Source organism: Acetomicrobium sp., from assembly GCF_059026225.1.
On sequence record NZ_JBWQOQ010000002.1, the window covers coordinates 307,717 to 320,807 of the forward strand.

Annotated in this window: 12 protein-coding genes; 9 read left to right on the forward strand and 3 right to left on the reverse strand. The window is 45.5% G+C overall.

The annotated features are described in order from the left end of the window. Positions 1-226: 226 nt before the first annotated feature. The 7 genes from AC5SXE_RS02585 to AC5SXE_RS02615 all read left to right on the forward strand — a co-directional run bounded on the left by AC5SXE_RS02585 (position 227) and on the right by AC5SXE_RS02615 (position 8,058). Positions 227-1,309: a BMP family ABC transporter substrate-binding protein gene (locus AC5SXE_RS02585; RefSeq protein WP_310848304.1), complete on the forward strand. Its 1,083-nt coding sequence runs from the start codon at positions 227-229 to the stop codon at positions 1,307-1,309. 57 nt (positions 1,310-1,366) lie between these two features. Further along, positions 1,367-2,923 (forward strand): ABC transporter ATP-binding protein, encoded by a 1,557-nt coding sequence (locus AC5SXE_RS02590; RefSeq protein ID WP_310848302.1) that lies wholly within the window; start codon positions 1,367-1,369, stop codon positions 2,921-2,923. Further along, a complete protein-coding gene (locus AC5SXE_RS02595) occupies positions 2,913-3,977 on the forward strand; it encodes an ABC transporter permease (protein ID WP_310848301.1) in 1,065 nt (354 codons plus the stop codon). Before AC5SXE_RS02590 ends, AC5SXE_RS02595 begins: the two co-directional genes overlap by 11 nt. A gap of 6 nt (positions 3,978-3,983) precedes the next feature. After that, the gene (locus AC5SXE_RS02600) at positions 3,984-4,913 is read left to right on the forward strand and encodes an ABC transporter permease (protein WP_310848299.1); all 930 of its coding nucleotides are present in this window, start codon (positions 3,984-3,986) and stop codon (positions 4,911-4,913) included. A 634-nt stretch (positions 4,914-5,547) separates the two neighbouring features. Then, positions 5,548-6,717 (forward strand): DNA/RNA nuclease SfsA, encoded by a 1,170-nt coding sequence (gene sfsA / locus AC5SXE_RS02605; protein ID WP_493916496.1) that lies wholly within the window; start codon positions 5,548-5,550, stop codon positions 6,715-6,717. A gap of 41 nt (positions 6,718-6,758) precedes the next feature. Further along, positions 6,759-7,361, forward strand: a complete 603-nt coding sequence (locus AC5SXE_RS02610; protein ID WP_310848295.1) for a uracil-DNA glycosylase — start codon at positions 6,759-6,761, stop codon at positions 7,359-7,361. Continuing rightward, complete coding sequence (locus tag AC5SXE_RS02615; protein ID WP_310848294.1) at positions 7,354-8,058, forward strand: queuosine precursor transporter; 705 nt, start codon at positions 7,354-7,356, stop codon at positions 8,056-8,058. Before AC5SXE_RS02610 ends, AC5SXE_RS02615 begins: the two co-directional genes overlap by 8 nt. 113 nt (positions 8,059-8,171) lie before the next feature. On the opposite strand, the gene AC5SXE_RS02620 is transcribed toward AC5SXE_RS02615, so the two are convergent. Together AC5SXE_RS02620 and AC5SXE_RS02625 are read right to left on the reverse strand one after the other, a co-directional pair. After that, entirely contained in the window at positions 8,172-8,822 is a 651-nt protein-coding gene (locus AC5SXE_RS02620) for a TenA family protein (protein WP_310848292.1), read from the reverse strand. Positions 8,823-9,010: 188 nt separating this feature from the next. Beyond that, a complete protein-coding gene (locus AC5SXE_RS02625) occupies positions 9,011-10,288 on the reverse strand; it encodes a Glu/Leu/Phe/Val family dehydrogenase (protein ID WP_310848290.1) in 1,278 nt (425 codons plus the stop codon). 196 nt (positions 10,289-10,484) lie between these two features. Here AC5SXE_RS02625 and AC5SXE_RS02630 point away from each other — a divergent pair, with 196 nt between their 5' ends. Continuing rightward, the gene (locus AC5SXE_RS02630; RefSeq protein ID WP_310848288.1) at positions 10,485-11,120 is read left to right on the forward strand and encodes an HAD family hydrolase; all 636 of its coding nucleotides are present in this window, start codon (positions 10,485-10,487) and stop codon (positions 11,118-11,120) included. 33 nt (positions 11,121-11,153) lie between these two features. Continuing rightward, positions 11,154-12,356 (forward strand): FprA family A-type flavoprotein, encoded by a 1,203-nt coding sequence (locus tag AC5SXE_RS02635; protein WP_310848286.1) that lies wholly within the window; start codon positions 11,154-11,156, stop codon positions 12,354-12,356. A gap of 106 nt (positions 12,357-12,462) precedes the next feature. On the opposite strand, the gene AC5SXE_RS02640 is transcribed toward AC5SXE_RS02635, so the two are convergent. Next, positions 12,463-12,837 carry a hypothetical protein gene (locus tag AC5SXE_RS02640; protein WP_493916497.1) on the reverse strand — a complete coding sequence of 125 codons (375 nt, stop codon included), beginning with the start codon at positions 12,835-12,837 and terminating at the stop codon, positions 12,463-12,465. Between the last annotated feature and the right edge of the window lie 254 nt (positions 12,838-13,091).

Sequence of the window (13,091 nt, forward strand, 5' to 3'; positions counted from 1 at the left end):
TAAGTTAAGTTATAGAAAATTGCGATGTAATTGTATTCTAGCATTAATCGACCCCCACAGCGTAGCCACAACTTAGTTATGCGTGGTTGGAAATTCAACAAGATTTCTAGATTACCAGAGAGGACAAATGGCTCTCCTCGCTTAGCCGAGGGGTTCACTAAAAACCAGAAAGACGGTAGAATTTTAACTAACAATTATAATCTTTTTTTAAGGAGGTTGAAATACGATGAAAAGGTCCGTTTTAATTGTCGCTCTTTTGATGGTGGCCCTTTTTTGCACTCCTCTCATGGCCTTTGAAGCCATTCCCGCCGATAAGCTGAAGGTAGCCTGGTTGTACAACGGTCCCATTGGAGATGGCGGGTGGACCTACATGCACGACCAAGGAAGACTAGATGTAGAAAAGGCTTTCCCAGGTGTGACCACTATGTACGTGGAGTCCGTGCCCGAGGGGCCTGATTCCGTGAGGGCCATGGAAAATTTCATCAGAAACGGCGCGAAATTGATTTTCGCCACTTCCTTTGGTTACATGGACTACGTCCAGGAGGCAGCCGGGCGGCATCCGGATACCATGTTCATGCACTGTTCTGGATTTAAGAGGGCAGATAACGTGGGCGTATATTTTGGACGAATGTACCAGTCAAGGTATTTGACTGGATTGGTTGCGGGCAGTATGACCAAGAAAAATGTCATCGGTTTTGTAGCAGCACATCCCATTCCTGAGGTAATAAGGGCACTCAATGCCTTTGCACTGGGCGCTCGTCACGCAAACCCCAATGTGAAGATAAAAGTAGTGTGGCTCTTTTCTTGGATAGATCCCGGCAAGGAAAAGGAGGCAGCTAAGGCTTTAATCGATGCCGGAGCCGATGTTCTGGGCATGCATGCCAATACCGGTGCAGTCCCGCAAGCCGCCGAGGAGGCGGGAGTATATGTCATTGGTTATAACAACGATATGTCAAAGTATGCTCCCACAAAGCACCTTACGGCGCCGGTTTGGAATTGGGGAGTAGTATATAAATACACGGTGGGCAAAGTTATAGATGGCACATGGGAACCTGAGGACATATGGTGGGGTTTAAAAGAAGGTATGGTCGATATTGCTCCTTACGGAAAAGATGTGCCTGAAAGCGTAAAGGAGCTTGTGGAGAGCGAAAGACAACGCATTGTTTCCGGCGAATGGGATGTATTTGAAGGTCCAATTAAGGATAATCAAGGCAAAATTCGAGTCGAAAAGGGACAAAAGCTTACTGACCAGGATTTGTTGTCCATGAATTGGCTCGTTGAAGGAGTGGAAGGAGAACTTCCTAAATAAAATTGCAAGGGGCGTGCAGGGATTTTCTGCATGCCCCTCATGAATTGGGGTCGCGACATGACTGAAAGCTATTTAGTAAAGATGCGCGGAATTACCAAGGCCTTCTATGGCATTAAGGCGAACGATGAAGTGGATTTTGACTTAAAGTGCGGAGAGGTCCATGCGCTACTTGGGGAAAACGGAGCCGGAAAAAGCACCCTGATGAGTGTGTTGTGCGGTTTATACCAGCCCGATGATGGAGTAATTGTGGTTAATGGCAGGAAAGTTGTCTTTCATTCTCCCAAGGATGCCATAGCTAGGGGAATCGGCATAGTCCATCAACATTTCATGTTGGTGCCGAGCCTTACTGTGTGGGAAAATATGGCCCTTGGAAGCAAGGATATGAAGTTCGTAATTGATGAAAATGCTATTTGTGAGAGGATAAAAGAGCTTTCACAACGTTATGGCCTTGACGTAGACCCATTGACGCCCGTGTGGCAGCTTTCCATAGGAGAACAGCAGCGCGTTGCCATCTTGCGGATGCTTTATCATGAAGCGAATATATTGATTTTAGACGAACCTACCTCCGTTTTAACCCCTCAGGAAATTGAGAATTTATTTATAACCATAAAACACATGAAAGAAGAAGATTACGGCATAGTTTTCATCTCCCATAAACTAAGGGAGGTCTTTGAGATCGCCGATAGAATAACAGTACTTAGGCGGGGCAGGGTTGTGGGATCCATGAAGACATTTGAGGCAACCCCTGAAAGGCTGGCCGAAATGATGGTTGGTACCTCGGGAGTCAGCGAAGTCCGAGCAGCAGGGGGAAAGCCGAAGTCGAATGGAAAACCTCTTTTGGTGGCCGAGGATATCGTAGTAAAGAACGACAAAGGGCTAATTGCCGTGGACGGCATAAGCTTTACTTTGAGGGAAAACCAGATATTGGGCATTGCTGGTGTAAGCGGCAATGGGCAAGGCGAATTGGCGGAAGCATTGTCCGGGATGCGAAAGATCGAAAGCGGAAGACTGTATTTTACGGTCGAAGATGTAACTTACGCCTCGGCAAGGCAGATGGTTGACCTGGGGGTTAAGTATATCCCGTCTGACCGCAAGGGAGTCGGTTTAGTTCCAAACATGAACGTAGCAGAAAATGTAGCTCTGCGCAAATATTGGCAGCCTCCTTTCAAAAAGGGATTTTTTATAGATTGGGACGAGATTTACAGAGATTCCAAGTCCTTGGTGGAAAGTTATGAAATTTTAACGCCAGGAGTCAATATCCCGGTGAGGATGTTATCCGGGGGGAATTTACAGAAGTTGATATTGGCAAGGGAACTGTCAGGAGAGCTAAAAGTAGTAATAGCGATGCATCCTACCTGGGGATTGGACGTCAAGGCCACGGCTTTCGTCAGGGAAAAACTGCTGTCGGCAAGAAATGACGGCTCTGCCGTTTTGTTGATATCCGAGGATTTAGACGAGCTTTTGGCGTTAAGCGACGTGTTAGCCGTCATCTACAGAGGCAAGATCATGGGCATGATCGAAGAACCAAAGGCCGAAAACATAGAAGAGATAGGGTTGATGATGGCGGGTATACCGACAAGCGTTGGGGGAGGAAATGTAATCGATGAGGATTAAGATCGAGAAAAGGTTTTATATAACTAAATGGCAAGAAGTTTGCATTATTTTGGCATCAATTGTCCTGGCTTTTTCAAGCGGCGCTTTAGTTTTTCATTTTTTGGGGGTTGACCCTTTGGAAGCTTATAAAATGATGATTGACGGATCTTTGGGAGATTTTTACGGCATGAGCGAAACCGTGGCAAAAACGATACCCCTCATAATGTGCTCCCTGGCTGTTGCGCTTTCTTTCACTATGGTAGTTTGGAATATTGGAGCGGAAGGACAATTTGTCCTGGGGGCATTGGCCTGCACGGCCTTTGTCAGGTACTTATATGTCGACAACTTTGTGGTCATGCTGGCCTGCATGGGGATATCGGCCTTACTGGCTGGGGGGTTGTGGGGAGCTTTTGCCGGTTTTTTAAAGGCCCGATGGAATGTGAACGAGATTATTACAACGTTAATGATGAATTATGTTGCCATACTTTTGTTACAATATTTCGTTTACGGTTCATGGCGCGATCCTACCAGCTTAGGCTTTCCCATGACGCCTCTTTTCCCTAAAAGCGCACGTTTACATCAATTTTTCTCCACCAGAGTGCATTCTGGAATATTTTTTGCCGTTATAATCGCCCTTATCCTTTGGATCGTCGTTAGAAAAGGGGTATGGGGTTATGAAATAAGGGTGAGCGGTCAAAACCCAAAAGCGGCGGATTACGCGGGTATAAGGTCTACAAGAAATGTAATACTAGTCATGTTCTTATCGGGCGCTATAGCAGGCCTGGCTGGAATGGCAGAGATGGCCGGGTTGCATCGGCGTTTACAACCGGGCTTTGCCGTAGGTTACGGATATACTGCGATAATAATTGCCTGGCTGGCCAGGTTGCATCCCTTGGCCATAATTTTTGTCTCCTTCTTGTTTGGAGCCCTATTTGTCGGTGGGGAAAATTTGCAAATAGCCATGCGCCTACCGCTATCAAGTGTTCAGATATTGCAGGGATTGATATTGTTTTTCTTGCTCGGAGGGGAATTTTTCAGGAATTACCGTGTGAGCTTTATCTCCAGAAAGAGGTGACCCGCAATGGAATTGATCGTTCCAATTTTAGCTGCTGCCGTAAGAAGCGGTACGCCTATTTTGTACGCTACGTTGGGTGAGATAATGACCGAGAAATCGGGTGTCTTAAACCTCGGACTTGAAGGGATCATGTTGATTGGAGCCTACGTGGGGTTTATCGTGACCTACAACACTGGATCACCTTTTTGGGGCCTCGTGGCAGCTTTTTTTGTGGGCATGGCCGTAAACGTCGTGCACGCCTTTTTATGCATATCGTTAAAGGCGAATCAAGTAATTTGCGGACTTGCCATGACCATGTTTGGTACTGGAGTAAGTTCCCTTTTGGGGCGAGGCTATGTGGGAGAAACCATTGCAGGTCTTCAAGCTGTTGCTCTGCCTGGATTGTCATCTTTTCCCGTAGTCGGACCCGTGTTTTTCAGCCAAGACGTGATGGTTTATATCTCCTATTTGCTCGTTTTCGTTGTGTGGTTTTTGATGTACAAGACAAAATTTGGCTTGATGATGAGAGCTGTTGGCGATAGTCCCCTTTCAGCCGAAGCCGCTGGAATATCGGTATCTGCCGTGAGATATGCTTCGACGCTGCTTGGGGGAGGCCTGGTATCGCTCGGAGGTGCTTATCTGACCGTCGTTTACAGTCACATGTGGGTTGACCTGATGACGGCTGGCAGAGGATGGATAGCAGTAGCGCTGGTCATATTTGCCATATGGAATCCTCTTAGAGCCGCTTTAGGTTCATATTTATTTGGTGGAGTAGAGGCCCTTCAGATGAGAATTCAGGCCGGCGGAACTACGATTCCTGCTCCTTTGCTCATGATGCTTCCTTATATCCTGACAGTCGCGGTATTGGTCGTCATATCGGTCTTCAAGGGAAGAGGAAAGATGCTTGGCGCTCCAAGTGCCCTGGGGCTTCCCTTTTATAGAGAAGAAAGGGAGTAGCGGCTATATTTTATTAAAAGAACGAGCTGCGGTTGTCTAGATTCAAGCCCTTTACCCTCGCTTTAGCGGGCGTATGCGCCCCACCTTAATATCCCTTAATTGTTACCCGTAACGTGATCGGCTTTTAATTGCTCATCACGAGATTGTGCTTATTTAAGCGTGATACATTCAGTTTTTCCCGCATGATGGTCAATATTAGTCAGTCCCTTCTTACACTTTGCGTGCTTCGTTGCTGTTTCGATGATCGCAATGTAGGTAGGGATGTTGCCTCGCCTTCTTGTAAACTTAACTTTACGGACAATTAGATATTAGGACGTCGTTCCTCGAGATTTGCACGTTGTCTAGTTGGCAATTTAATACACCACATCATTTTTTTATTACAATTTCTTCGCGAAATATGTGATATGCAAGAAAGTCAATTTGCCTTTGCGAAGTCTTCACGCCTTCCATGAAATGATTTTTTAAGGCTGAATTTGCAATATAAAGAGCGATATAAAGAGTAGAGAAGAATTGACTAATATTGACCATTTGTTGTGATTTCTTTTAATGGGCATCTTGGCATCGTAACCGATGGCTGCATGATATTGGGATGATAAAATTGTCATGGCGAGCTCGTAGCTAAGGAGTGAAAATCATGAGCTTTTTTGATAGTTTCTTTGAGTTTGAGCTTTGCAAAGGCCCGCTCTTGTTGGGGCGTTTTTTAAATAGAGTTAATCGCTTCGTAGTTCAGGTGGAGATCGAAGGAAGTGCGACCTTTTCGTATCTGCCTAACCCTGGCAGGTTGTGGGAGATACTTTTACCGGGAGCTCATTTGTTGCTCGCCCCTTCAAGAGGTGAATTACCCTATAAGGTAGTAGCGGCGAAACGTTTAGGCAATTGGGTTATGCTTCATACCCACATGGTCAATGACGTGGTCGATTGGATGTTGCGCAATGACTTAATTGCTGAACTGGCAGGTGCAAAAATCTTAAAGCGAGAAATTACCGTGGACAAAAGCCGCATAGATTTTCTATTGATGAAGGATGGCGAGAAGATCTTTCTTGAAGTCAAATCCTGCACTCTTTTTGGCCGTCACGTGGCGGCTTTCCCCGATGCCGTGACGGCCAGGGGCAGAAAACACGTAGAAGAACTTGCTTCTCTGAGGGAGAAAGGCTACCGTGCTGCCCTTTTATTTTTGGTGAATTCCCAAACACCCGAGATTTTTGTGCCGGATTACCATACGGATTTGGCATTTGCAATATCTTTGATCAGGCATCGCAATGCGATTGACGTGATTCCCGTTGGCGTGGATTGGAGCGATAATATGTCCATACGCGACTTGCCAGCCAAGATTTCTGTTCCTTGGGAGTTTTTAGAGGAAGAGGTCGCAGATAGGGGAGTCTACCTATCCATATTTGAAATTGATGAATTTAAGGATGTGGAGGTAGGAGCATTGGGAACCCTGAAGATGCATCCGGGATATTATGTTTATGTGGGCTCAGCCGCAAATAACTTGACCGCTCGAATTAATCGACATGCAAGAAAGCGAAAAAATCTACATTGGCACGTAGATTATCTGCGTGAAGTTGCAAAAAATGTACTCAACCTACCCATAAGAACGCGGGACGATATAGAATGCTTAACGGCAAGCAGATTGTCCTCCGTGGCAAGTTATGCCATACCCGGCTTTGGTTCTAGTGACTGTAACTGTGAATCTCATCTGTTTTATTTCCCGAGCGACCCTTTAAAGATGGCGAAGTTTATAGATATGTTGATATATTTCCGCTTTGACAGGCTTTGGGATAAAGCAGGAGTTCGCGTGTGAGGGCAAATATTTGTTCAGTGTAAAGGAGAGTTAAGTCGGTTTTGTTACGTGAGCATCTTGAGCGTTTGGCATTGCAGGTCAGTAAATGTGAGAAATGTGATTTGGCTTTGAAACGAGAGAGAGCCATCCCAGGTGAGGGACCCTTGGATGCCGAAATCTTTTTGGTGGGACAGGCCCCCTTCGATAGCGAGCAAAAAAACGGCAGGCCCTTTTGGGGCGTTACAGGATCTTTTTTGCGCTACTTCCTGGGAAGAGCAGAGGTAAATTTTTATGACTGCTGGAGAACCAATTTGTTAAAATGTCCCTTGCCTCGTTATGGAAGGCCAAAATGGCGACAGGTAAACGCCTGTCTTCCCTATCTTGAAGAAGAACTGAAACTGATAGGGCCCAAAATTATTGTGCCCCTCGGCAAATGGGCCACAAAGGGATTGCTGAGCTTATTTGGCATTCCGAGGCCCGAGAAGAATTCCATGATACCGGAGATGTTCGGGGAAGCCTTATATGCTGGTAATTACATCATTTTTCCGCTCCCTCACCCCGCATCTTTGGTATACAGATCGTCATTGTGGGATCCAACTGTAAGTTTGTTTGAGCTATTGGGGTCTTTTTTATCGTCCCTAAGGAAAGGTGAATTAGATGAATGAGATTATCTGGTTTTCGATGCTTATATTTTGTTTGATCTCGATATTGGCGTGCTATAGATTATTTGGGAAACAGGGATTATACGCATGGACAGTTATGTGCGTGATCTTGGCCAACATTCAAGTCATGAAGCTTATTTCTTTGTTCGGAATGACAGCTACATTGGGCAACATATTATATGGAACGTCCTTTCTGGCGACGGATATCTTGAGCGAAAATCATGGAAAAAAGGACGCGAACCTGGCGGTTCATATTGGATTTTTCATGCTTCTTATGATGGTGGTAGTCATGAAGTTTGCCATTCTCTTCATCCCAAATCCTCACGATATGGCTCACGAAGCTTTATCGAAGATATTTGGCTTAACTCCTAGAGTTGCGGGAGCTTCATTTTGCGCTTACGCCTCTTCTCAGTATCACGACGTATGGATGTTCCATTTGTTGAAGGATAAGACCCATGACAAGCACCTTTGGCTCAGGAATAACGTAAGTACTATGGTCTCTCAGGCGATCGATACGGGAATTTTTGTGGGTGTGGCTTTTTACGGGATGTATCCCACTAATGTATTGCTATCGCTTTTTTTAAGCACCTACGTGATAAAGTGGATTGTCGCTTTGGGCGATACATGGTGCGTTTACCTCGCTAGAAAATGGTTTCGCGAAGGAAAGATAAGAACCGAAGCGGAATACATCGTGCGATAGAAAGTTTGCCTGCTCAAAAAGTGGCTGAATGTGATCCTGCCTCTTTGCTCCCCTTTCGCTCAGTCATAATTTTGTCCCAGCCCGCTCCAGAGGTAGCTTGTGCGTTACATTTTTTATAATTCTGCTTCAGGCGGGCTATATTCCCATGCGGCGTCGAAAAATTCGTATTCACAGATCATGGCGTAGCGATATACAGCTCTAGTATTTTCATCGTCGAGGGCATAAAGATCGACCAAACGCTCGGTTTCTTTAGCAAGCTCTTCAAAAGAATCGCTGGAGTACATCAATATCCAGTCAATATAAGGATTGTTTTCATCATCTAAGTGACCTTTAAGGTTCTGGCCAAGCCACGCATATAAGCGATTACAGGGCGTTGTAGCCGCTGCTATTAAACCTGCGTCGCTGCCCCATGCTGTGGCGAGCAAAAAGTCAGTGTACATGCGCGTAGCCTTGCTTGGGATGACCTTTTCAACCTCGGCTGCTAAGGTCTCTTCGAACCCTTTGTGGAGTTTCATTTCGCCTAAAGCTCCGCCGGCAAGTTTATGAAATGCCCTCATTCCCTCGGCATCCGGCGTTTTAACCGTAGCAAGACAGAAGGCTTTGGCGAAAGCATGAAGGTAGAAATAGTCTTGCCCCACATACCAATTAAACTTTTCTCTCTCCAATGCTCCGGAAGCTATTCCCTGAACGAAGGGATGGTTTAAACAGGACTGAGCGATATCCTGATTTTCTTCCCACAAAATTTCTGAAAGTCTTTTGACCATAAATATCCCTCCACATTTTGCCGAAAGCAAGTTGCAGTTTAATATATTAATAAATAAAATTTGAGTTTTTGCCCCCCTAGTTTGAGTATCGGTCCCTTAATTAAACTCCACCCCCTTTAGGATATGGCGAATGAGGGTGGAGTTTAAAACATAGTACAGGGAATGTAGGCTAAAATCGATCAGCTATTTTATAGAAATACCCCTCTCATCTCAACAGCGTCAGCAACGCGCTTTATAGCGACCATGAAGGCAGCCCGACGCATTTCAACGTTATGTTCCTTTGAGTATTCCCACACTCTTTGGAAATTCGATTTCATGATCGGAACTAGCCTTGCGTTGTATTCCTCTTCGGTCCAGAAGAAACCGGCCAAGTTCTGGCACCACTCGAAGTAAGACCCTATTACGCCACCGCTGTTGGCAAGGAAGTCAGGCACAATTGGGATGCCCTTGGATTTCAAAATTTCGTCTGCCTCGGGCGTTAAGGGACCGTTTGCTCCCTCGACGATGTATTTTGCCCTCACCTTGTCGGCGTTTGCCTTATTGAGCACGCCTTCCATGGCGCACGGGAGCAGTACATCTACATCCAGGTAGAGGATGTCGTTGGGTTTGCTTTTTTCAAGACCGGCTTGTGAGTATCCTTCAAGCAACCTTTTGGGGTGGCTATGTGCATGGGCCATAGCCTTTTCGACGTCGATGCCGTCTTTGCAATAGTAAGTTCCTGTGATGTCACATATGGCCACTATCTTGACCCCTGCTTCATGCAGGAATTTGGCCGTATAGCTTCCTACGGTGCCAAAACCCTGAACGGCGGCCGTGGTTTCCTTAGGATCTCTCCCAATAACTCGCAAAAACTCCAATGCACAAGTGGCAACACCAAGCCCCGTGGCTGCAGTCCTGCCCTTGGAACCCCACAAAGAAACCGGCTTTCCAGTAAAGATAGCCGGTTCAAGTTGGCCTCTGATCTTGCTGATGGTGTCCATGAACCACACCATCTCTCGGGCCCCGGTATTGATGTCGGGCGCAGGGACATCAGTCCAAGCGCCTACAAAGGGCTCGATCCTTGCAGCGAAGGTTCGGGTAATTCTTTCCTTCTCCTTTAGTGACAGCTCGAGCGGCTCGCAGCACACGCCACCCTTGCCTCCGCCATAGGGTATGCCTGCCAAGGAACATTTCCAGGTCATCATAAACGCCAAAGCCTCAGTTTCGTCGAGCGTTACCTGTGGATGGAAGCGAATGCCTCCCTTACCTGGACCTAGAGCGCTTGAGTGAACTACGCGATATCCGTCAAAAACCTTAACAGTACCATCGTCCATCTCAACGGGTATGGATACGCAAATCCTTCTTTCCGAACGGCTGAGTATTTCAATCAGGTCATCCTTCAATCCCATCTCTTCAGCTGCATTGTAAAAGTTCTCAAGAGCTGTGGAGAGAAGGACATCATCAGAGGTGCGCCTCTCTACGGCCATTGTTGACCCCTCCTATTATGTGTGTAATTATATAAATACGAATGGGCCTCGTGCCCATTGTATTTCGTGTATTTTCTAGCCCTTATCAGGGTTAATATTTCTGCTATCGCATCAGTTTTAGTAAATTTACTTATGCATGCGACAACATCGTCTATATTATAACTTATATCATAAAAAAACCAAGAGGTGTTGAATTTTGCAAAACAATAAAGAATATTCTGTTATAATGTTCGATTTTGGAGGTGTTATTGCCGAAGAGGGATTCGTCAAAGGCATGGAAGAAATAGCCAAAAAGTGCGGCTTGGATCCGAAAGTTGTGGTGGAAGCTGCCACTGATATCTTGTACGACTCGGGATACATTTGCGGCAAAACGGCTGAGAAAGAATTTTGGAGCGCTTTTAAAAAGCGGTTTAGCTTGGACCATTATTCCGATGAAGAGCTAAGGGAGGAGGTTTTAAGGAGGTTTGTCATAAGGCCTTGGACCCTTGATTTGATCCGCACGTTACGCAGTTCGGATATCAAGGTAGTACTGCTAACGGATCAGACTAACTGGATAGAAGAAATAAACGAAGAAACGCCTTTCTATGATATGTTCGATCATGTGTTCAACAGCTATCGTTTTGGAAAATGCAAGCATGACGGTACGATATTTAAAGAAATTTTAAATATACTTGGAGTAGATCCCAAGGATATAATATTAGTTGACGATAGGCGTAGGAATATAACTTTAGCAGAAGAATATGGCATTAAGGGCATCCTATATAAGAGCAAGGATAAGTTGTTAAAGGAGCTTTTTGCATATTTGCCCGAACTCGAGAGCAAGATGGCGTGAGCATGCTGTAGCTAAAATAGAGGAGGGTTTTAAATGAATAATGCCGTAGAAGTGGCAAAAGGCATTTATTGGGTGGGAGTTAATGATAAAGAAACAGACCTCTTTGAGGCGGTGTGGCCCCTTCCAAGGGGAGTTGCCTATAATTCTTATCTCGTCATAGGCGAAAAGGTTGTCCTCGTAGATACTGTTAAGGCCTTCTTTCTAGCCGACTTAGTAACTAAGGTTAAGCGCCTGCTCGGAGAAGACAGGGCTATAGATTATCTTATCGTAAATCACATGGAGCCCGATCATTCCGGCTCAATAAGGATCCTTAAGGCTTTATACCCGAATTTGAAGATCCTTTGCAATGCTCAAACGGTGAAGATGCTAGAGAACTTTTATTCTGTCACGGATGGCATTATTCAAGTAAAAGACGGGGAAGAGATTGACGTAGGAGGGCACGTTCTTAAGTTCTTTTTGACCCCAATGGTGCATTGGCCGGAGACCATGATGACTTACGATAAAGTGACTAAAACTTTGTTTTCTTGCGATGCCTTCGGGGGCTTTGGATGTCTTGAAGGCGGAATTTTTGACGATGAAGTTGACATGTCCTATTACGAAGGAGAGATACTAAGATATTTTTCCAACATAGTTGGTCGTTACTCCGATCAAGTGCAAGCTGCCATTTCCAAATTAAGCGGTGTGGAAGTAAAGGTTGTAGCCCCTTCTCATGGCCCCATACACAGAAGCAAGCCGGAGCACATAATCGGGCTTTATGATAAGTGGAGTCGCCATGAAACTGAATGTGGTGCAGTGGTAGTTTACGGATCTATGTATGGAAATACGGCAAAGCTTGCCCATGCAACGGCGCGCGCTTTGGCGAAAGAAGGGATCGGACACGTTATCGTGCACGACATAGCTAGGGATCATGTATCCTTTGTGATCCGTGATATTTGGCGTTACAGGGGCTTAGTGCTCGCATCCTGTACCTACAACACGATGCCTTTCCCCCCAATGCAAGATTTAATGACCCATCTAGAAAATAAGAAAATGAAAAATCGTCTCTTGGGCATAATGGGAAATTATACCTGGAGCCCCGGCATTCTGAAGAAATTGAAAGAATTTGCCCAAAGCGCAGGAAAGTGGGAGCTGCTTTCACCGGAAATAGTGATACAGTCTTCACCCAAGGATGAGGATTACGATAAAGCCGTCCAGCTAGGCAAAAACATGGCTCAAAAATTGAAAGAATGTCAATGACGGTAAAGCTTAGCGTTCGTCGTTAAGGCCAAAGTCCGGAGTGGCGAAGCTGGTGGTGCGGAAGGACGAGGGAATGACGGCCTCGTCCTTTTCGATTGAAGCCTTACTAGTCCTCTTTCGTTTCTTTGCCGTACTTTTCTGCGGCGTATTTGACGCGAGAGGATCTCTTGCTCCTGCTTTCTTTTAGGTGTTTTTCGAACTCCCTGAGTAATTTTTCTTTTTCAGAAATCGATTCATGCTCTTCGCTGCATTCTCCCTCGAGCTCTAGTCGTCCCAAATCTACTAATGTTTGAACATCTCGAGGATCGGCACTAAGCGCATCAGCCAGCTCTCTTACGTTTAACCGAAGTCGTGGGTTGTCTCTAATGTAATCTCTGGCTTCAAAATAAAGCTTGTCCAGACGTTTCATGCAAGTTGGACATACTTTTGGTCCTGTTGTAACAAACCCCTTACCGCAGAGGTAGCATTCAACCATAGACATATTCATCCCTCCACTATGGTGTATTTAAATTTACACGGTTGTCTTAGCAACTCGGATATATTGCAACTTACTGCAGTGCAACTCTAAACTCCTCCAAGGTCCTCCCTGTGTGTCAGTCTAGTTTATGTCATGTCCTATATACTTTGCCATAGCTTCAAGCTCGTTGAGCCAAGTGGCCGTTTTAACAAAGGCAATGCCATATAGCTCAACTATAATAAACTATATAAACTATAATAAAAGAGCCGCCTTCTTAT